A 20,359-nucleotide genomic window follows, 5' to 3' on the forward strand; every position below is an offset into this window, starting at 1 on the left:
GGTTCAGCCAAAACGCTGCTCCGGCTCAAAAGGCCACCGGTTGTTGTAACATGCCCTGACCGCCCGGAGCCGGGCACGGTCGGCCCCGGCCCCAACCGCAACCACTAAGACCACCGCACCGGGATCTCAGCAGGCGGCTCACCCTCACCGGCCCAGAAGATCGTGCCGGTGGCGTCCACCACGACCACCCGGGGCGTCCGGGCCAGGCCCCAGGTGATCGCCTCGGCCGGGTCGTCCCAGCTCGGCGCCTCCTCCAGCACCCCGGTCTCGGCGCCGGCGTCGTCGCCTGCCGACCGCTCCCAGTACGCCGTCCAGACCTGCTGACCGGCGGACATGTCCGGGTGCACGAAGACGGTGCCGCGCCCGCGCCAGGCGGCGAGCCGCTCCGGGACCACCGGCACCGGTGTCTCCCCGGTGACGGCTTCGAGGTCCTCCACGCCGAAGGCGTGCGGCAGCAGCTCGGCCATCCGCAGTGGGCGGCTCTTGCTCTCGATCAGGCACTCCGGCCCGCCGTGCTCCCAGAGCAGCTGCCGGCAGCGACCACACGGCATCAACGGCTCGCCGGTCGCGTCGACGCAGGAGAGCGCGACGAGCCGGCCGCCACCGGTGGCGTGCAGGCTGGACACGACCCCGCACTCGGCGCAGAGCGTCACCCCGTACGCGGCATTCTCCACGTTGCAGCCGACCACCACACGGCCGTCGTCGACCAGCGCGGCCGCGCCAACCGGGAACGTCGAGTACGGCGCGTACGCGTGCCGCATCGCCTCGATGGCGGCAGCGCGCAACCGTGCCCAGTCAATGTCGGTCATGCCGCCATTCTGCCCAAGCAGCCCAGGTCAGAAGCGGGCAGGGCCGGGTCCACGGGCGGGCGCAGCCGCGCCGGGCGTGAGCCCGACTCATCGGCCGCGCCACCGCAGCGCAAGCAGCGGTCAGGCGTCACCACAGCGGAAGGCAATGCCGAGGACTGCCGGCTCGGGGTGAAAGGGACGTTCGGCCCTGCATCTTCCGCTCAAGTCAGCCAACCCTGAAGCCGAGGATCGACACGTGCGACCGAGGAGACATGTGATGGCGAAGTTGGGGAGCTGGCCGTTGTCCGAGGACACTCTTCGTCGGATGTACGCGGGGGGCCGCGGTAATGCGGCGGCCCGCCGGTTCGCCCGGCTGTGGGCGGCCGTGTACGGCGCCGGCCTGCACCCGAGGCGGTGGGTGACGCTGGAGGTCGTGGGACGCCGAACCGGTCGGATCACCCGCTTCCCGCTGGGTATGGCCGACTGGCAGGGCGACTGGTATCTGGTGTCGATGCTGGGCGAGAACTGCAACTGGGTCCGAAACGTACGTGCGGCCGACGGCCTGGTGACCATTCGGCACAGGCGTACCCGGGTCTGCCGGCTGGTCGAGGTGCCGATCGACGAGCGTGCACCGATTCTCAAGCGGTATCTGGCGACGGTCCCCGGAGCCCGGCCGCATCTCCCCGTCGACCGGCACGCGCCCCTGTCCGAGTTCGCGGCAATCGCGGCACGGTACCCCGCGTTCCGTATCGAGACGGCACCCGTGAGTTGACTGGCGCGGACCTCGCTGTGCCCGACGGGAGTCCCGCCGGGCACAGCTCGGGTGTCAGCCCTTGATGTACGGCTTGCCGTCGGCGGCCGGTGCCCGGACCCGCCCGACCAGCCCGGCGACCGCCAGGATGGTCGCCAGGTACGGCAGCATGGCCAGGAACTGGCTGGGGATGACGCTGTTGATCGCCCCCAGGTAGGTGGCGAGCTGGTCGGCGAAGCCGAAGAAGAGTGCGGCGAGCAGAGCGCCGGTCGGGTTCCACCGGCCGAAGATCAGCGCGGCCAGGGCGATGAAGCCCTTGCCGCCGATCATGTTCTTGGTGAACGAGTAGAGCGCCAGCGTGTAGGACGCCCCGCCGATGCCGGCGACCACGCCGGCCAGGAGCACGTTGCGGTAGCGGACCCGCAGCACCTTGACGCCGAGCGTGTCTGCGGCGATCGGGTGCTCGCCGACCGAGCGGGTCCGCAGCCCCCACCGGGTGCGGAACAGCCCGATGTGGATCACCAGGACCAGGAGCAGCCCGAGGTAGAGGAAGATGTTGCCGCGGAACAACGCCGGCCCGAGTACCGGGATGTCCTTCAGCAGCGGGATCTCCCAGTTGCTGAAGCGGGGCGCGCTGTTGTACTTCGCGGCGTCGGTCTGCATCAGCCGCTCGTAGAGGAAGCCGGTGACGCCGACGGCCAGCAGGTTCAGCACGATGCCCATGACGACCTGGTCGACCAGGTAGCGGATGGCGAAGACGGCCAGCAGCAGCGAGATGAACGCGCCGCCGATGGCGGCGGCGACCAGGCCCACCCACACGCTGCCGGAGATGCTGCCGAACAGGGCCCCGCTGAACGCGCCCATCAGCAGCTGGCCCTCGATGGCCACGTTGACCACGCCGGACCGCTCACAGAGCACCCCGGCGAGCGCGCCGAAGATCAGCGGCAGGGCCAGGATGAACGTGCCCCGGATGATGTTGACCAGCGGCATGAAGTTCTGCCCGGTCGGCGCGGCGGAGACCTGCCAGCAGAGGAACGACAGCACGAAGGCGACCAGCCCGACGCCGAGCACGGGAAGGAACCACCGCTTCGGCACCCCGGCGAGCAGCGCCGCGCCGGCGGCGATCGTGATGATCCCGAACAGGATCGCCCCGATCGTGCCGTTGATCTCCAACGCGGTGCCGGCCGCGTCGTCGCTGAGCGTGAACCGGGCCTGCTGGTCGGTGGCGAGCGCGCCGAAGAGCACCGCGGACAGCAGGCCGAGCGCCAGCAGCGTGAGACCGACCTTCCGGCTGCGGGTCCAGAAGCCCTCGTCGACCGGGGCGACCGCGATGTCGGGGACAGCCATGGTGGACATGAGTTACCAGCCCTTCGCCAGGCTCGTCTGCAACCGGGCGGCGCGCGCGGCCCGGAGCTGGAAGATCGCCTTCACCAGGGCCGGTGCGGCGATGAAGATGACGATCAGCGCCTGGAGCACGGTCACCAGCTCCAGCGAGATCCCGGAGTACGACTGCATCCGGTTACCACCGGCCTGCAGCGCACCGAACAACAGCGCGGCCAGCAGCACACCCCAGGGCTTCACCCGCCCGAGCAGCGCCACCAGGATGCCGTCGAAGCCGATCTGCGCGACCACCAGCGGGGTCAACGCGCTGGCGGTGGAGCCGAGCACCATGTTCGAGCCGCCGAGGCCGGCCAGGATTCCGGCGAAGACCATGATCAGGATGTACGTCCGGGTGACGCTGATGCCGGCGGTCCGGGCGGCGTCCGGGTTGGCACCGACCGCGCGCAGCTCGAAGCCGAGCGTCGAGCGGTTGAGCAGCCAGGCGACCGCCCAGGTGGCCAGCACGGCGAGCAGGATGCCGGCGTGCACCCGCAGGTTGTCGCCGAGCAGTCGGGGCAGCTGGGCGGAGCTGTCCACCGCCTTGCTGATGGCGTCGGTACGGTTCGGGTCCTGCACGCCGTTCTGCACGATCAACCAGGTGAGGAAGTACGTGGCGACGTAGTTGAGCATGATCGTGTTGATCACCTCGTGTGCTCCGGCACGGGCCTTGAGGATGCCGGGGATGAAACCCCAGATCGCTCCGCCCAGCGCGCCGGCCAGCACCGCCACCAGCAGGTGCAGGCCGGGCGGCAGCGGCAGCAGGAAGCCGGCCAGCGCCGCCATGATCACGCCGATGGTGGCCTGGCCCTGGGCGCCGATGTTGAACAGGCCGCCCCGGAAGGCCAGCGCCACCGACAGACCGGTGAAGACCAGCGGCGCCGCGTAGGTCAGCGTCTCCGAGATCGGCGCGAGCACCGCCTGCCAACCGTTGGCGCCGTTCAACCAGCCGGAGAACGCCTCGGGGTCGAAGATCGAACCCTTGAACAGGTTCGCGTACGCCTCGCTGACGAGCGTCCAACTGGAGTTGATCGCGTCGGACGGGCGGGAGGTGATGTACGAGTAGGTGGAGAGCACGTCGGGATCAGAGATGATCATCAGCACCGCGCCGACCACGATCGCCAGCACCAACGACAGCAGGGTCACCGTGAAGGTGTTGGCCGCCCAGAGGTTGTCCAGGAACAACCGGCCCAGGCTCGGCTTCGGCTCCGGCTCCGGGCCCGGCTTCGCCACCGAGCGGTCCGGCTCGGTGGCCACCTCGGCCCGTTCGGTGTTGCCGAGCGCGTTCTGCGCGGCCTGCGCCTCGCTCGCCGGCTCCTTGTCCGGGGAGCCCGACTGCGGGTTGGGGTTGGTCATGCCTCGTCCTCGCTCGCGGAGCCTGCGTCGCTCGCCGGGCTCCCATCTGCCACGCCGGGACTGTCGGCGGTCGTCGCGCCGGGCTTGTCGGCGGCGGGTGCTGCGATCGCGTCGTGGGCCGCGTCTGGGCTGATGCCGGCCATCAGCAGACCGATCTCCTCACGCGGGGTGTCCGGGCCGACGATGCCGATGATCCGGCCGCGGTACATCACCGCGATCCGGTCGGCCAACCCGATCACCTCGTCGAGTTCGCTGGAGACCACCAGAACGGCGGTGCCGATGTCTCGTTCGCGGATGACCTGGCTGTGGATGAACTCGATCGATCCGACGTCGACACCGCGGGTCGGCTGGGCGGCGATGAAGAGCTTCAGCGGCCGGGACAGCTCCCGGGCCACGATCACCTTCTGCTGATTGCCGCCGGAGAGGGTGCCCACCGCCGCGTCGGCCGATGAGGTACGAACGTCGAACTGCTCGATCCGCTCCTTCGCGGAGGCGGCGATCGCGTCCGGCTTCAGCGCGAGCCCGGCACCGAACGGCGGCCGGTCGTAGATGTCCAGCACCAGGTTCTCCGCGACAGTGAACTCCTTGATCAGGCCGTCCACGCTGCGGTCCTCGGGCACGTAACCGACGCCCGCCCGGAGCACCTTCTTGGGCTTCCAGCCGTTGATCCGGTCGCCGGCCAGGCTGATCGTGCCGGCGAGCGCCGGGCGCAGGCCCATGATCGCCTCGATCAGCTCGGTCTGACCGTTGCCCTGTACGCCCGCCACGCCGAGCACCTCGCCCGCGCGCACGGTCAGGTCGACGCCGTCGACCGCGCGGATCTGCCGGTCGTCGTCGACGACGAGCCCGGCCACCTCCAGCACCGGCTCGCCCGGAGTGGCCGGGGTCTTGTCCACGGTGAGCCGGACGTTGCGCCCGACCATCAACGCGGCCAGCTCGTCCCGGCTGGCCTCCGGCGAGGCGGTGCCGACGGTCTTTCCCCGTCGGATCACGGTGATCCGGTCGGCGATGGCCTTGACCTCGCCGAGCTTGTGGGTGATGAAGACGATCGACTTGCCGGCCGCCTTGAGCGACCGCATGACCGTCAGCAACTCCTCGGTCTCCTGGGGGGTGAGCACAGCGGTCGGCTCGTCCAGGATGAGCAGGTCGACGTCGCGGGTGAGCGCCTTGACGATCTCGACGCGTTGCTGGATGCCGACCGGCAGGTCCTCGATCACCGCGTCCGGGTCGACCCGCAGGTTGTAGCGCTCGGACACCTCGGTGACCTCGCGCCGGGCCCGCCGCCGGTCCAGGAAGCCGGCGATGCCGCCCCTGATCTGCTCGGCGCCGAGCATGATGTTTTCGGTGACGGTGAAGACCGGCACCAGCATGAAGTGCTGGTGCACCATGCCGATCCCGGCCCCGATCGCGTCGGACGGGCCCTTCAGCTTCAGCGGCTTGCCGTCGACCAGGATCTCGCCCTCGTCGGGCTGGTAGAGCCCGTAGAGCACGTTCATCAGGGTCGACTTGCCCGCGCCGTTCTCGCCGAGGAGGGCGTGAATCTCTCCAGGCTCCACCGTCAGGTCGATGTGATCGTTGGCGACCAGATCACCGAACCGCTTGGTGATGCCGCGCAGTTCGAGTCTCAGCGCAACCTCCTGGAGTGCGAGCGATGGTGCAGCCTAGCTGCCGTCGTACCGGCCGGACCGGACCGGCCGCCGTGGTGCGCGATCGGCCGCTCCGACCCCGCGGGGTATCCGCAGAGCCGGAGCGGCCGATCGGGTCGTACCTGCCCCCCGCCGGCCCCCCCGATGATCTCACCGGAGCGGCCGGCCGGTTGTCACTTGGTCGGCTGGGCCTTCGAGGTGACGGTGATGGTGCCAGCGGCGATGTCCGCCTTGATCTTGTCGACCTCGGCCTTCAGCTCGGCCGGGACCTTGCTGTCGAAGTCGTGGTACGGGGCGATCGAGACACCGTTGTTGGCCAGGGTGCCGACGAAGCCCGGCTTGGCCGGCAGCTTGTCGCCGGCGGCGGCCTTCACCACGGCCTCCTTGACGGCATCCGGGATGTTCTTGACCACCGTCGTGACGATCGCGGAGCAGTCGGGGGTGCTCTCGCAACCGTCGACGTCCACCCAGATGGTGCTGTACTTGCCACCCGAGGCCTTGGCCGCGGCGGTGGTGCCGAGGCCGGAGCCGCCGGCGACCGGCATGATGATGTCCGCGCCCTGGGCAACCAGCGCGTCGGAGACCTTCTTGCCCTCGTCCTGCTTGTCGAAGGCGTTCGAGAAGGAGCCCTTCTGGGTCTCCTTGTTCCAGCCCAGCGCCTGGACGTTCTTCTTCTTGGTGGTGTTGTAGTACGCGACGCCGTCGACGAAGCCATCCATGAAGATGGTCACCGGCTGGATGGGCACGGCACCGTAGGTGCCGACCTTGCCGCTCTTGCTCAGCCCGGCGGCCAGGTAGCCCGCCTGGAACGCGGCCTGGGCGGTGTCGAACTGCATCGGGTAGACGTTGGGGTCACCCGGGTTCGCGTCGACGATGCCGAACTCCTGGTTCGGGTTCGCCTTCGCGATCTTCGAGGTGGCGTTGGCCATCAGGCCGCCGACCGCCAGGATGAAGTCGCACTTCTGGTTGACGTACTGCGTCAGGTTCGGCTCGTAGTCAGCCTCGGCCTTCGACGCGACGTACTTGATGTCGATGTTGTCGTTGGCGGCCTTGGCCTCCTGCAGGCCCTTCCAGGCCGAAGCGTTGAACGACTTGTCGTCGATGCCGCCGACGTCGGTCACCATGCAGGCGCTGAACTTCTTGGCGCCACTGCCGGCGTTGTTGTCATCCTTGGGCGCCTCGCCACAAGCGGCGGCGGTGAGCGCGAGCCCACCCACCGCGAAGATCGAGGCGATCCGCATCCCACGCACCGAGCGCAAGACGTCTCCTTCCCTACACACCGCGCCTAGTGCGGTGGCATCCATCAGCCGACCTGCGGTATGCCGCCGGCTGTCCCACGTTACGGACGGGAGCGTACGCCCGCGCCCACCCACCGGCCGACAATCGTGCACGACTGTTGAGCGGCTGTTACCTGTGCGCAACCATCGGGTGGGGCAGGTCACTACGGAACGATCCCGGCCGGTCGCGCAGCCGGGAACTACGTGCCCGCTTAGCCCGGTATCCGGTTTTCACGCCGATTTACGCCATTAGCGAGACAGTAGGGCTTCTTTGCATCTCGTGAATATCTTACTGAAGACAGATGAAATGCGGCATTTATTGAAGAATGTACTCCGGGTCAGTGCGTGCGCCCTCGACGGTGTGGGATAAAGGTCCTCGCCGATGCCTTCGACGGCTCGGCATGAGCATCAGGAGGACAAGTGCGTCTACGGGGGACCTTGATTGCGCGCCTGACGACGGCCACGGCCCTGGCTGTGGCGACGGCGGGAATCGGACTGGTCGGGGCAGCAAGTCCCGCTCAGGCCGCTCCGACGAACTGCCAGCTCACCAAATATCCGTGGATCACGACGCCCGGTGAGGCCTACTCCAACTGCTTCGCCGGCACCGGCTCCTTCCGGACCGCCGCCTACTGCTCCCCCACCCCGTACGGATACGGGGTCTGGAAGTACGGCTCCTGGCTGCCCGCCGGCACGAACAAGTACTCCATAGCGCGATGCGACTCGTCGTACCCATACCTGGTCGACGCGTTGATCGAGAAGAAGTAGTCAGCACGGTGATCCCCCGACCAGCACCTCGGTCGGGGGATCGACTTTGTCGCCGGTAGCCGTCCCGGACGTTACCGCCAGAAGACCGCGACCGCCGCGTTGACCAGGGTCAGACCGACGATCACGAGGAAATGACCGCGGTTGACCACGTCCCGCTTCCGGGAGAAGAAGACCATGACGAAGATCAGCAGCGCGATCACCAACTTCGTCACAAGTTTTGCCGGTGCCGGCTCGTCGCCGTCGCGCAGCGGCGCGGAGAGGCCGAGCCCGGTCAGCAACTGGATCACCGCGCCCCACAGCATGGCCTGGTTGATCCGGAGCCGACCGCTGGCGTACTGGGCGATCGAGCCACCGAGCAGCAGGGCGAACCCGATCAGATGGACGTAGAGAAGGATGAGTCGGAGTGCTTCCACGCCGCCCATCCTCCCCTATCAACGACACTTTGTAGTAGTGGGGTGGCCGTTCGGCGCGTCCAGGCCGCCCGGCCACGGTCGACCTATCCCTTCACGGCGCCGGAGGTGAGGCCGGAGACGATGTACCGCTGGAGAAACTGGAAGACCAGCACCGTCGGGATCGCGGTCAGCAGGGTGCCGGCCGCGAAGATCCCGAAGTTGGTGTTCCGCTCGCCGCCCTGCAACATGCCCCGCATGCCGACCGCGAGGGTCTTGGCGTCCGTGTCGGTGAGGAAGACGCTCGCCATCAGGAACTCGTTGATGGTGTTGATGAAGGCGAGCAGCCCGGTCACCGCGAGGATCGGCGCCACCAACGGCAGCATGATCCGGAAGAAGACCTGGGCGTGTGAGGCGCCGTCCACGGTGGCCGACTCGTCCAGCTCCCGGGGCAGGGTGTCGAAGAAGCCCTTCATCAGCCAGGTGTTCACGCCCAGCGCGCCACCCAGGTAGAGCAGCAACAGACCCCACGGGGTGTTGAAGCCGATGGCCGGCCACAGGTCGGTGATCGTGCCGAAGATCAGGAAGATCGCAACGATCGCCAGGAACTGCGGGAACATCTGGATCAACAGCAGTGACAGCAACCCCACCCGTCGCCCCTGAAACCGCATCCGGGAGAAGGCGTACGCCGCGAGCGCGGAGAGAAAGACCGAGGCGAACGCGGCCCCACCGGCGATGAGCAGCGAGTTCAGGAACCAGTCAGCGAACTCGGTGCGCGCGAACAGGTTCCCGAAGTTCTCCAACGACACCCCGCCGGTCGGCACCAACTCGGTGGACGACAGGGTGCCGAGCGGATTGAGCGCCGCCGAGACGACGAACACGAGCGGAAAGAGACTGAACAGCACGCCGAGCAGGCCGACCAGGTGCCGCCAGCCGACCTCGGCGAACCATCGTTTCTTACGCCTGCCCGCGTTGCGGTCGACCGTCGCCGGGCCGTTCGCGCCGCCCGTGACGGCGGCGCCGGTGAGCATGGTCATGAATACACCTCCTCCTGTTGGCGGGTCCGCCGGAAGCTGACCGCCGACACCACCGCGACGATGGCGAAGATGAACAGCGAGATGGCCGCGGCGAAGCCGAACTGTGCGGCCTGCCCACCGAACGCCAGCCGGTAGGTGTAGGTGATCAGCAGATCGGTGGCGCCGTTGCTGGGGTTGTCCGCCGGGAACGGCGCGCCCTCGGTGGTCAGGTAGATCGCGTTGAAGTTGTTGAAGTTGAACGCGAACGACGAGATCAGCAGCGGCGAGAGCGCGACCAGCAGCAGCGGCAGGGTGACCGCCCGGAACGACTGCCAGCGCGACGCCCCGTCGACCGAGGTGGCCTCGGTCAACTCCCGCGGGATGGCCTGTAGTGCGCCGGTGGCCACCAGGAACATGTACGGGTAGCCGAGCCAGAGCTGCACCAGGATCACCGCGGCGCGGGCTGACCAGTCCTGCCCGAACCAGTCGACGCTGAGCCCGAACAGATTGTTGATCAGCCCGAAGTCGGTGTTGAACATGTCCCGCCAGACCAGCAGCATCGCGAAGGACGGCATGGCGTACGGCAGGATCAGCAACATCCGGTAGAGGTTGGTGCCCCGCATTCGGGGCGAGTGCAGCGCCAGGGCGATCAACATGCCGAGGATGAACGTGCCGGCGGTGGAGCCGATGGCGAAGGCGAAGTTCCAGATCAGCGTGCCGAGGAACGGCCCGGAGATCCGCTCGTCGGTGAGCACCCGGGTGAAGTTGGACAGCCCGACGTTCACCTTCCAACCCTGGGCCAGCCGTTCGCCGTCGGCGGCGACGAACGCGCCGACCTCGCCGTCCGCTGTCCAGGTCTTGCCGCTGTCGCTGTCCTTGACGCAGTCGCAGCCCGCGTCGTACGCCCGGACGGCCTTGCCCTCGTACGCCCGGGACAGGCCGGACGAGCGCAGCGCGCCTCCGGCCGTCGGCACCACCAGGTCCGTGATGTCCTTGCTGCGGGCGCTGGCCTGGCCGAAGTTCAGCACGGTGTAGCCGTCGGCCGCGGTGACCTTCCCGCCGGGGCCGACGGTGGCCGCGCCGGGATCGAGCGGGCGAAGGCCCCCGGCGTCGCCGACGGAGACCGTGTCGGTTCCTGGCTTGGTGATCAGGAAGACCAGGGCACCGGTGGCCGGGTCGCCCTTGGTGGCGACCGACAACGGGTACTGGGTGGACCCCGGGACCTGCTTCACCGAGGAGCTCTGGATCGCGACGATCGCGTCGTCCTTGCTGCCGCGGTGGCCGTCGCCGAAGTTGGTGAAGGCCGTGCTCGCGGTGTAGAGCACCGGCACGACCTGGAAAGCGATCAGGAAGAGCGTGCCGGGGATGAGGTACTTCGCCGGGACGTGCCGGCGGCCCACGTACAGATAGAACAGTGCGGCGGTGGTCAGCACCAGCACCGCCAGCCCGACCCACTTTTCGGCCGCCACCAGCGGGAAGGCCGCCCAGATCGCGATCCCGGCCACCAGGCCGAGCAGGATCACCTTCGCGGCGAGGCCGGTCGCGGTGATCGGCGCGTGGTTCCGCGCGGTACGGGTGGTGCGCGGGGACCCGGTGCGGACGGGCCCCCGGCCCGGGGCCTGCTGGGCAGGCCCCGGGCCGGACAGCGGTGTGCTCATTACTTGATCGAACCGGCGATCGTCTTGCCGGCCGCGGTAACCGTGCTGGTCGGGTCGGCACCGCCGATGACGGCGGCCTCGGCCTTGCCGAACGGGTCCCAGATCGCGGCCATGGCCGGGATGGCCGGGAGCACCTGACCGTTCCTGCCGGCCTCGATGAACTTGGCCAGGTCCGGGTCGCTGCTCTTGACCTGGTCAAGCGCGGCGGTCAGCGCCGGCGGGCGCGGGTCGGCCTGGTAGAGCGCCACGGCCAGCTCCGGCGTGGTGACGTAGTTGGCGACGAACTCCTGGGCGAGAGCCTTGTTCTTGCCCTTGGCCGCCACGTAGAAGGACTGGACGCCCACGAACGGCGCGGCTTCCTTGCCGCCGGCGAAGCCGGGAACGGCGGAGACGTCGTACTTGATGCCGGCCTTCTTCACGTCGGCGGTGGCCCACGGCCCGGAGACCAGGAAGGCACACTTCTTGCCGGTGAAGGTGGCGGTCGAGTTGGTGTCGGCGATCGAGCGCTTCAGCACGCCCTCGCCCTTCTCGCCGAGCGCGGCGATCTTCTTGAACGCGGCGATCGACTCCGGCTTGCCCACGCCCAGGTCCTTCGGGTCGTAGTCGCCGTTCGCGGTGGTGCCGAAGAGGTAACCGCCGGCCGAGGTGTACAGCGGGTAGATGTGGTACGCGTCGCCCTTCTGGCCGACCTGGAGGCAGAGCGTCTCGGTTACCTTCTTCTGCGCCTTGAGCTGCTTGCCGGTGGCGACCAGGTCCTCGATCGTCTTCGGTGCCTCGGGGGCCAGTTCGGTGTTGCGGATCAGCGCCAGGTTCTCCTGGGCATAGGGCACGCCGTAGAGCTGGCCGTTGAACGTGACGGCCTTGACGGCGGTCTCGTTGAAGGCGGCCTTCTGCTGGTCGGACAGCTGCACCGGGTCGATGGCACCGTTCTGGACCAGGTTGCCGATCCAGTCGTGCGCGCCGATCACCACGTCCGGGCCGCCGCCCTGGCTCGACACGGTCACGAAGTTGTTCTGAAGGTCCTCGTTCGGGACGGCCTGGACCTCGACGGTGACGCCGTTCTCCTGGCCGAACTTCTCGGCGAACGGCTTGAGGGCGGCGGTCCGCTTGTCGTCCGCCCAGATCACCAGTTTGCCGCCGGCGGCCTTGGGGGTGTCCTTCGCGGCCGGCTCGTCGCTGTCGCCACCGCAGCCTGAGGCTGCGAGCGCCAGGGCGAAGAGGGCGACCACACCCGCGGTACGGATGCGCATCGGTGCTCCTGTCGTCATGGCGGGTCCGCCGGGGGAAGGGCGGCCCGCCAGTGGAAAGCTCTGGAAGTTTTTGCCAACCGGCGCAGGGATGCTGCGCCGCTGCTCTCGCATGTTGCGGGGACGTTAGCAAGACGTTGCAAGTAATGGAAGAGCTTGCACAGCACCCCGCAAGAACTTGCCGGTGGGCTAAAGTGCCGCCATGCGCGCTCGACTGTCCGACATCGCCCAGCAGGCCGAAGTCAGCGAGGCCACGGTGTCGCGGGTGCTCAACGACCGCCCCGGCGTGGCCCCGGAGACCCGGCAGGCCGTCCTCACCGCCCTCGACGTGCTCGGGTACGAGCGCCCGGCCCGGCTGCGTAAGCGCAGCGCCGGGCTGGTCGGCCTGGTGGTGCCGGAGTTGGACAACCCGATCTTCCCCGCCTTCGCCCAGGTCATCGAGTCCACCCTGGCGCAGAGCGGGTTCACCCCGGTGCTCTGCACCCAGACCGCCGGCGGCGTGACCGAGGACGAGTACGTGGAGATGCTGCTGGACCGGCAGGTTTCCGGGATCGCCTTCGTCTCCGGTCTGCACGCCGACACGGCCGCCAACCACGACCGCTACCGGGCGCTGCTCGCCCGGCCGTTGCCGGTCGTGATGATCAACGGGTACGTGCCCGGCATCGGCGCGCCCTTCGTCTCCTGCGACGACCGGGAGGCGGCCGAACTGGCCGTCGCCCACCTGGTCGCGCTCGGACACCGACGGATCGGCCTGATCACCGGCCCGGACCGGTTCGTCCCGGTGCAGCGCAAGGTGGCCGGCTGGCGCTCCGCGATGACCCGGCTGGCCGGCGTCGCCGAAGCCGACCTGGGTCCGCTGGCCGAGCTGTCGCTGTTCGGAGTGGAGGGTGGCGAGGCGGCGGCCGGCCGCCTGCTGGACCGCGGCGTCACCGGTGTGGTCTGCGGCTCCGACCTGATGGCGCTCGGCGCGATCCGGGCCGCCCGCCAACGCGGCCTCGACGTCCCCGAGGGCCTCTCCGTGGTCGGCTACGACGACTCCCCGCTGATGGCCTTCACCGACCCGCCGCTGACCACCATGCGGCAACCGGTCACCGCGATGGCGGTGGCCGCCGTCCGCGCGCTGGTGGACGAGATCAACGGGCACGGCGCCCCGCACTCGGAGTACCTGTTCCGCCCGGAGCTGGTGGTGCGCGGCTCCACCGCTGTCGCGCCGAGTGCCGCACGCCTTTCTTACGCAAGATCTGCTTGACTCTTGCAGCGGCGGACCGGCATATTGCTCGAATGATCAGCCCCGCCAACGCGCCGCACGCCACCGACGACGACTGGTGGCGTTCCGCGGTCGTCTATCAGGTGTACGTCCGCAGCTTCGCCGACAGCGACGGCGACGGCACCGGCGACCTCCAAGGCATCCGGCAGCGCCTGCCGTACCTGCGCGACCTCGGGGTGGACGCGCTCTGGCTGACCCCCTTCTACACCTCGCCGATGATCGACGGCGGGTACGACGTGGCCGACTACCGGGACGTCGACCCGATGTTCGGCACCCTCGCCGACTTCGACGCGATGATCACCGACGCGCACGCCCTTGGCCTGCGGATCATCGTCGACCTGGTGCCCAACCACACTTCCAGCGCGCACCGCTGGTTCACCGCGGCGCTCGCCGCCGGCCCTGGCTCAGCGGAGCGGGCCCGCTACCTCTTCGCCGACGGTCAGGGCGCGCACGGCGAGTTGCCCCCGAACGACTGGGAGAGCATCTTCGGCGGCCCCGCCTGGACCCGGGTCGCTGACGGTCAGTGGTATCTGCACCTGTTCGACCCGTCGCAGCCGGACCTGAACTGGCGTCACCCGGAGGTCCGCGCCGAGTTCGAGGACGTGCTGCGGTTCTGGCTCGACCGGGGCGTCGACGGATTCCGGATCGACGTGGCGCACGGCATGATCAAGGCGGAAGGGCTGCCGGACGTCGGCTTCAGCTCGATGACCACCGGCCAGCGCCAGGTCGAACTGCTCGGCAAGGGCCGGCTGCCGTACTTCGACCAGGACGAGGTGCACGAGATCTACCGCGCCTGGCGACCCATCCTGGACAGCTACCCGGGCGGTCGGATGGCGGTCGCCGAGGCGTGGGCCGAGACGCCACAGCGCCTGGCCCGCTACATCGGCCCGGACGAGTTGCATCAGGCGTTCAGCTTCGACTTCCTCGACGCCACCTGGTCGGCCGACTCGTTCCGCAAGGTGATCGACACCGCGTTGGCCGAGGCGACCGTCGTCGGAGCGCCGACCACCTGGGTGCTGTCCAACCACGACAAGCAGCGACACGTCACCCGGTACGGCGACGGCGTCGAAGGGCTGCGCCGAGCCCGGGCCGCCAGCCTGCTGATGCTCGCCCTGCCCGGCTGCGCCTACCTCTACCAGGGCGAGGAACTGGGCCTGCCGGAGGTTCTCGACCTCCCCGACGAGCTGCGCCAGGATCCGGCGTTCCTGCGCACCGGCGAGAGCCGCGACGGCTGCCGGGTGCCCATCCCGTGGAGCGGCGAGCTGGCCCCGTACGGCTTCGGGCCGGCCGGCAGTGAGCTGAGCTGGCTACCCGCCCCGGCGCTCTGGCAGGCGCTGTCCGTCACGGCGCAGACCGACGTGCCCGGCTCGACCCTGGAGCTGTACCGGACCGCGCTGCGGATCCGCCACGTTCATCCCGCGCTCGCCCTCGACGCCGACGGGGTCACCTGGCGGGAGAGCGAGCCGGGCGTACTGGCCTTCTCCCGCTCCGCAGGCGCGACCGTGCTGACCTGCGTGGTCAACTTCAGCGGCGCGCCGGTCCTGATCGACGGGTACGGCCAGCCGCTCGTCGCCAGCGACGAGCTCACCGAACAGGGCTCCGGCCAACTGCTGCCAATTGACGCGGCAGTCTGGTTGGAACGGCGCTGAACGGGTAACTCGTTCTCGACCTGGTCGTTCGTCGTGCCCCGCGCCGACGGGCGACTGGGCTACCGGCCCCTTGTGGTGGGGGGTGAGGTGCCACCGGCGCCGCGCGGAGTCCGCTCCGCGTGGCGCCGGTGTCCGTGAGCCGCCGATGGTTGGATCCGCAGATGGCGGGGGTACCGGATCGGGCACTGCGTGCTGGACCGCGTGCCGACCCGCTGACGTCTCACTTCGCGGTCAACAACGCCGCGATCCGGGTGAAGCCGGCGCGTACCTCCGCCTCGTCCGGCGGTTCGACGGGCTCACCGTGGCCGGCCTCGTCGGCTGCCGCGTCCAACTCCTCGTCGATCACGTCCTCGAAGTCCCCGTACAGGTCGGCCCCCTCCACCTGGCGGGCCTCGTCCTCGGCGGCGACCTGCGCGGCGGCGATCTCGCTGCGGATCTCGTCGGCGGACAGCGCCGGCAGCAACGGCTCCACCACGGCCATCAACTGCTCCTCGGCCACCACCGCCTCGGCCAGGGCCAACGCGTGCGGTCGCTCGTACGGCCCGCAGACCACCGGCTCCCACTCGTCGAGATCACCGAGCGGACCGAAAGTGATGATCCATGGCAGGCCGAGGAGGGGTGAGTCCGCCGGCAGGTCCAGTGTCATGAGTGCGCCCACCGGCTCATCATGGTCCGCGAACGCGAGCCACGACGCCGTTCTGCTCGGTTATCGCCCGTCCGACGGTCGATCGGCGGCCGGTCAGCCGGGGCGGACCGCGTCCAGGGCTGCGCGGACCAGGCCGAGCGCGGTGGCCGGCGGCACGCCGAGCCGGGCCGCCTCCGCCGCGTAGCCGGCCGCCGCCCGTTGCAACCGGTCGACGGCGTCGTCCCGTCCGGGGGCGACGAAGGTGCCGTTGCGCCCCCGGGTCTCCAACAGCCCGGCCGCCTCCAGCTCCCGGTAGGCGCGGGCCACCGTGTTCGCGGCCAACCGCAGGTCGGCGGCGAGCTGCCGCACGGTGGGCAGTCGGCTGCCCACCGGCAACCGGCCGTCGCCGATCAGCTCGGCGAGCTGCACGCGCACCTGCTCGTACGGGGGCACCGACGAGTCCGGGTCGACCGAGATCAGCACCTGTACGCCTTCCGTCATCAGCCCGCACCGCCCGGCGTACCGGGGTCGATGCCCTCGTCGACGCCCTTCGGCGGGGCGGGGGCCTCCGCCAGGTCCACCACTCGGCCGTTGTTGCTGGTCGCCAGGAGCGCCGCACCGAACAGCACCAGCTGGTTGAGCAGGTAGAGGTAGAGCAGCAGACCGACGGCGCCGGCCACCACTGTGTACGCCGGGTTCCGCTCGGTCCGCACCACGTAGTACCGCCCGACGGTGTTCAACAGCGTGATGCCCACCGCCACCAGCAGCACCACCGGGCGCAGCCGGGAGCGGCTCATCCGCAGCCGGGGCACGGCCAGCAGCAACGCGGTGGCGAGCACGGTGTTGACCAGCACGCTGAGCACCGCGCTGATGGTGGTCAGACCCACCGACCCGGTGCTGCGCAGCAGGAAACGCAGCAGCGACTCCAACGCGTCCACCGCCGCGACCGAGACGCCGAGCAGCACGAAGACGCCGATCATCACCCCCAGGTCGACGAGCCGCCGCACCACCAGATTGCCCGGCTGCTGGTTGAGCTGGTACATCAACCGCTGCGAGGAGCGGATGGCCTCGACCCAACCGATCCCGGTGAAGACCAGGATGACCAGGCCGACCACACCGACAGTGCCGCTGGAGTTGGCGATCTGCTCGGCGTCCAGGAACGGCAGATTCTCCTTGAGGAAGTCGGCCGCCGCCGCGCTGACCTCGTCGTTGTCCTCCAGGATCGCCCCGAAGATGGAGAACGCCACCAGGGCGAGGGCGAACACGGCGAAGAAGCCGTAGTAGGCGATGGCGGCGGCCAACCGGCCGGCCAGCACCTCGCCGTACAGCACGCCGGCCCGCCACACATGATCGAAGAGCCCCGACCGGTGGCGCGCGGCGCCCACCCAGCGGTCGATGCCCGCCTCGATCCGGCCGATCACGTTCACGCGATCATCCTCGCCGATCTCCCACCGCTGTAGTGGCAACCGGCTCCCGATGCTCGCCGGCCGGCGCGTCGCCGGTGCTTCAGGTGCTGGCGGTCCGGTTGCCGGCGCTTCAGTTGCCGGCGCTTCAGTTGCCGGCGCTTCAGTTGCCGGCGCTTCAGTTGCCGGCGCTTCAGTTGCCGGCGCTTCAGTTGCCGAGGCAGAAGTCCCGACGCGGCTGCCACCTGGCCTGCCCGCTGTGCGAGAAGAGGGTGAAGCCGTCGACCTCGAACATCGCGGAGAAGTCGGCCAGATCCTCGTACACCTTGTCCAGGGCCTCCGGTGCCACGTCCTGAGCCACGGTGACGTGCGGATGGTACGGGAACCGGAGCTCGCGATGCAGGCCCGGCGCCGCGGCGATGGCCGCGGCCAGCAGCTCGCACTCACTGATCCCCGCGGCCACCGCGACGAACACCACCTGGGTGACCGGACGGAACGTGCCGGTGCCCCTCAGGTGCAGCGTGAACGGCAGGTGCGCGGCGGCGACGGCGGCCAGGTGCCGCTCGACCGCCGGCAGGTTGGCCGTCCGGATCTCGGTGGGCCCGAGCAACGTCACGTGCGCGGGCACCGCCAGCGGATCGCCGGCCTCGACCCGCCGCCGGGTGAGCAGGGCACCCCACGGCTCGGGGATGTCCACCGCGATGCCGATCTGGATGGTGTCGCCGGTCGGCGGCATCCCGCCACTGCGATCCACGCTTCGCGCCGCCCCTCCGACCACCGAGCCGTCCACCTGTACCGCGGAGCTACTCGCCGCGCACGGGCGGGAAGAACCCGACCCGCTCGTACGCGGACCGCAGGGTCGTCGCGGCCACCGCACGGGCCTTCTCCGCGCCGGCCGCGAGCAGCTTGTCCAACTGCGCCGGATCGTCGAGGTAGCCGCGGGTGCGCTCCTGGATCGGCCGGACGAAGTCCGTCACCACCTCGGCCAGCTCCTTCTTCAGATCGCCGTAGCCACGGCCCGCGTACGCGGCCACCAGCTCGTCGATGCTGCGGCCGCTGAGCGCCGAGTAGATGGTCAACAGGTTGGACACGCCCGGCTTGGTCTCGGTGTCGAAGACGATCTCCCGACCGGTGTCGGTCACCGCCGAACGGATCTTCTTCGCGGATCGGGCCGGATCGTCGAGCAGGTCGATGATGCCGGCCGGCGAGGACGACGACTTCGACATCTTCGCGGTCGGGTCCTGCAGGTCGGTGATCTTGGCAGTGTCCTTGACGATGTGCGGCGCGGGCACTGTGAAAGTCGCGCCGAACAGCGAGTTGAAGCGCTGGGCCAGATCCCGGGAGAGCTCCAGGTGCTGGCGCTGGTCCTCGCCGACCGGGACCGCGTTGGCCTGGTAGAGCAGGATGTCGGCGGCCTGGAGGACCGGATAGGTGAACAGCCCGACGCTGGCCCGCTCGTTGCCCTGCTTCTGCGACTTGTCCTTGAACTGGGTCATCCGGCTGGCCTCGCCGAAGCCGGTGATGCAGCCGAGCACCCACGCCAGCTGCGGGTGCTCGGGCACCTGCGACTGGACGAACAGGGTGCTGCGTTCCGGGTCGAGCCCGACCGCGAAGAGCTGGGCCGCGGCCACCCGCGTCCGCTGGCGCAGCAGCGCCGGATCATGCCCCGCGGTGATGGCGTGCAGGTCCACCACGCAGTAGAACGCGTCGTGGGTGTCCTGTAGCGCCACCCAGTGCCGCACCGCGCCGAGATAGTTGCCGAGGTGGAACGAGTCGGCTGTCGGCTGGATGCCGGAGAAGACGCGGGGCCGGGCGGGAACGTCGGACATGGCGATAATTCTGTCAGCAAGCAACCCGGTCCGTCATGACGGGCCGGCGGGTCGGCTCCGGCCCGCCGGTGCCGGGGTGTTGACCTCGCGTGGTTCGCCCGCGCCGACCCGGCGCGTCGGCCCGACCGATACCCGGCGGTGCTGCCCCGTCACCGCCTCCCGGGCCGGCTCGGGTCCGCCCGCCGAGGCCGGCGCGGCGTCGTACTGGCGGCGCCGCCCGGTGCCCGGCTCGGTGCTCGGCTCGCGCCCCGACCCGGTGCTCGGCTCGCGGTGCTGCTCGGTGCTCGGCTCGCGGTGCTGCTCGGTGCGTGCGGCGGAGACGGCGAGTCGGGCCACCCGGCGGCCGTCCAGGGTGAGCACTCGCAGCAGCCAGCCGGCCGGCAGATCGGCCGGATCGGGCGCGCCGACCTCGGCGGGCTCACCCGGCACCGGCACCTCGTCGCCGGTCACCGGAAGCCGGCCCAGCGCGGCCATGACGAACCCGCCCACCGTCTCGTACGGTCCGGCGGGTAGTGCCACCCCGGTCCGCTCGGCGAAGTCAGCGAGGTTGAGGCGGCCGTCCACCACGGCGGGCAGGCCGGCGTGCACCGGGTCCGGGGTGGCGTCGTACTCGTCGTGGATCTCACCGATCAACTCCTCGATGAGGTCCTCCAGGGTGACGATCCCGGCCGTGCCGCCGTACTCGTCGACCACCACCGCGAGGTGCTGTCCCTCCCGGCGCATCTCGGTCAGCGCGGCGATCACCCTTTTGCTGCCCGGGAGCCGCTTCACCTCCCGGGCCAACTCGCCGACGGTGACGCACGGGTCGGCGTCCGGGCGCAGCAGCACGTCACGGAGGTGCACGAAGCCGACCACGTCGTCGTGCGTGCCGTCGGTGACCGGGTAACGGGTGTGCGTTTCGGCGCGGACCAGTCGGGCGGCTTCGACGATGCTCAGCCGCGCCGGGAGGAAGACCACCTCGGTGCGCGGCATCATCACTTCGCGGATCAGACTGGCACCGGCCACCAGGACCTCGTCGATGATCCGCCGCTCGTCCGGGTCGAGCACCGTGTTCGCCGCGACCAGGTCCCGCAGATCGGCCTCGGAGATGTGCTCCCGGCCGGCCGTCGGACCGGTGCCGAGCAGATCGGTGACGAGTCGGGTGGCGCCATCCGCGGCGCGAACCAGCACCCGGGCGACGGCCCGGGCGAGCGGGCCAGGGTCGCGGCGGGGGTGTGCCCGCGCGTGTCGCCGGAGCCCGGTACGGGCCGCTTCCCGCATGACAGAGATGGTAGACACCGTGGGCCCACCGCACCGGGGATCAGGCGGAGCGGCGC

At 69.8% G+C, this 20,359-nt stretch carries 18 protein-coding genes and 1 pseudogene; 4 read left to right on the plus strand and 15 right to left on the minus strand.

All coding sequences use genetic code 11. The annotated features are described in order from the left end of the window. Window positions 1-104 precede the first annotated feature (104 nt). Window positions 105-809 (minus strand): cytidine deaminase, encoded by a 705-nt coding sequence (locus ACFYP0_RS08415; RefSeq protein WP_355493889.1) that lies wholly within the window; start codon window positions 807-809, stop codon window positions 105-107. Between the two features lie 256 nt (window positions 810-1,065). On the opposite strand from ACFYP0_RS08415, the gene ACFYP0_RS08420 reads away from it, so the two are divergent. After that, window positions 1,066-1,560 carry a nitroreductase/quinone reductase family protein gene (locus ACFYP0_RS08420; protein ID WP_355493888.1) on the plus strand — a complete coding sequence of 165 codons (495 nt, stop codon included), beginning with the start codon at window positions 1,066-1,068 and terminating at the stop codon, window positions 1,558-1,560. 54 nt (window positions 1,561-1,614) lie between these two features. Here the strand turns inward: ACFYP0_RS08420 and ACFYP0_RS08425 are convergent, their stop codons facing one another. From ACFYP0_RS08425 to ACFYP0_RS08440, 4 genes are all read right to left on the minus strand, one after another. After that, window positions 1,615-2,895, minus strand: a complete 1,281-nt coding sequence (locus tag ACFYP0_RS08425) for an ABC transporter permease (RefSeq protein WP_124856386.1) — start codon at window positions 2,893-2,895, stop codon at window positions 1,615-1,617. A gap of 3 nt (window positions 2,896-2,898) precedes the next feature. Further along, window positions 2,899-4,272 carry an ABC transporter permease gene (locus tag ACFYP0_RS08430; protein WP_124856388.1) on the minus strand — a complete coding sequence of 458 codons (1,374 nt, stop codon included), beginning with the start codon at window positions 4,270-4,272 and terminating at the stop codon, window positions 2,899-2,901. Continuing rightward, window positions 4,269-5,900 (minus strand): ABC transporter ATP-binding protein, encoded by a 1,632-nt coding sequence (locus ACFYP0_RS08435; protein WP_386995493.1) that lies wholly within the window; start codon window positions 5,898-5,900, stop codon window positions 4,269-4,271. The genes ACFYP0_RS08430 and ACFYP0_RS08435 overlap by 4 nt, the downstream gene beginning before the upstream one ends. A gap of 191 nt (window positions 5,901-6,091) precedes the next feature. Then, the gene (locus ACFYP0_RS08440) at window positions 6,092-7,159 is read right to left on the minus strand and encodes a BMP family lipoprotein (RefSeq protein WP_355493958.1); all 1,068 of its coding nucleotides are present in this window, start codon (window positions 7,157-7,159) and stop codon (window positions 6,092-6,094) included. A gap of 510 nt (window positions 7,160-7,669) precedes the next feature. On the opposite strand from ACFYP0_RS08440, the gene ACFYP0_RS08445 reads away from it, so the two are divergent. Further along, entirely contained in the window at window positions 7,670-7,960 is a 291-nt protein-coding gene (locus tag ACFYP0_RS08445) for a hypothetical protein (RefSeq protein ID WP_355493886.1), read from the plus strand. Window positions 7,961-8,031: 71 nt separating this feature from the next. Here the strand turns inward: ACFYP0_RS08445 and ACFYP0_RS08450 are convergent, their stop codons facing one another. The 4 genes from ACFYP0_RS08450 to ACFYP0_RS08465 form a co-directional block, all read right to left on the minus strand. Continuing rightward, window positions 8,032-8,373 (minus strand): hypothetical protein, encoded by a 342-nt coding sequence (locus ACFYP0_RS08450; RefSeq protein ID WP_355493885.1) that lies wholly within the window; start codon window positions 8,371-8,373, stop codon window positions 8,032-8,034. Window positions 8,374-8,456: 83 nt separating this feature from the next. Further along, the gene (locus tag ACFYP0_RS08455) at window positions 8,457-9,386 is read right to left on the minus strand and encodes a sugar ABC transporter permease (protein ID WP_124856394.1); all 930 of its coding nucleotides are present in this window, start codon (window positions 9,384-9,386) and stop codon (window positions 8,457-8,459) included. After that, window positions 9,383-11,023, minus strand: a complete 1,641-nt coding sequence (locus ACFYP0_RS08460) for an ABC transporter permease subunit (protein ID WP_386995106.1) — start codon at window positions 11,021-11,023, stop codon at window positions 9,383-9,385. Before ACFYP0_RS08460 ends, ACFYP0_RS08455 begins: the two co-directional genes overlap by 4 nt. After that, window positions 11,023-12,273 carry a sugar ABC transporter substrate-binding protein gene (locus ACFYP0_RS08465; protein ID WP_355493882.1) on the minus strand — a complete coding sequence of 417 codons (1,251 nt, stop codon included), beginning with the start codon at window positions 12,271-12,273 and terminating at the stop codon, window positions 11,023-11,025. Before ACFYP0_RS08465 ends, ACFYP0_RS08460 begins: the two co-directional genes overlap by 1 nt. Window positions 12,274-12,472: 199 nt before the next feature. Between ACFYP0_RS08465 and ACFYP0_RS08470 the strand changes: the two genes are divergently transcribed. Both ACFYP0_RS08470 and ACFYP0_RS08475 read left to right on the plus strand, forming a co-directional pair. Next, on the plus strand, window positions 12,473-13,519 hold the full coding sequence (locus ACFYP0_RS08470) for a LacI family DNA-binding transcriptional regulator (RefSeq protein ID WP_355493881.1): 1,047 nt from the start codon (window positions 12,473-12,475) through the stop codon (window positions 13,517-13,519). A gap of 32 nt (window positions 13,520-13,551) precedes the next feature. Then, window positions 13,552-15,186: a glycoside hydrolase family 13 protein gene (locus tag ACFYP0_RS08475; protein ID WP_355493880.1), complete on the plus strand. Its 1,635-nt coding sequence runs from the start codon at window positions 13,552-13,554 to the stop codon at window positions 15,184-15,186. A 220-nt stretch (window positions 15,187-15,406) separates the two neighbouring features. Here the strand turns inward: ACFYP0_RS08475 and ACFYP0_RS08480 are convergent, their stop codons facing one another. The 6 genes and pseudogenes from ACFYP0_RS08480 to ACFYP0_RS08505 form a co-directional block, all read right to left on the minus strand. Further along, a complete protein-coding gene (locus ACFYP0_RS08480) occupies window positions 15,407-15,844 on the minus strand; it encodes a hypothetical protein (RefSeq protein WP_030486628.1) in 438 nt (145 codons plus the stop codon). A gap of 81 nt (window positions 15,845-15,925) precedes the next feature. Then, complete coding sequence (locus ACFYP0_RS08485; RefSeq protein ID WP_355493879.1) at window positions 15,926-16,312, minus strand: GntR family transcriptional regulator; 387 nt, start codon at window positions 16,310-16,312, stop codon at window positions 15,926-15,928. Continuing rightward, the gene (locus tag ACFYP0_RS08490; RefSeq protein ID WP_355493878.1) at window positions 16,312-17,238 is read right to left on the minus strand and encodes a YihY/virulence factor BrkB family protein; all 927 of its coding nucleotides are present in this window, start codon (window positions 17,236-17,238) and stop codon (window positions 16,312-16,314) included. The genes ACFYP0_RS08485 and ACFYP0_RS08490 overlap by 1 nt, the downstream gene beginning before the upstream one ends. 184 nt (window positions 17,239-17,422) lie before the next feature. Next, entirely contained in the window at window positions 17,423-17,950 is a 528-nt protein-coding gene (locus ACFYP0_RS08495; RefSeq protein ID WP_091394601.1) for a 2'-5' RNA ligase family protein, read from the minus strand. A 67-nt stretch (window positions 17,951-18,017) separates the two neighbouring features. After that, a complete protein-coding gene (gene trpS, locus ACFYP0_RS08500) occupies window positions 18,018-19,043 on the minus strand; it encodes a tryptophan--tRNA ligase (RefSeq protein ID WP_355493877.1) in 1,026 nt (341 codons plus the stop codon). A 282-nt stretch (window positions 19,044-19,325) separates the two neighbouring features. Beyond that, window positions 19,326-20,303 (minus strand): annotated as a pseudogene (locus ACFYP0_RS08505) (hemolysin family protein); the annotation flags it as partial. Window positions 20,304-20,359: the final 56 nt, after the last annotated feature.

The sequence above is a fragment of the Micromonospora arida genome (assembly GCF_042873195.1).
Lineage (GTDB): Bacteria > Actinomycetota > Actinomycetes > Mycobacteriales > Micromonosporaceae > Micromonospora > Micromonospora arida.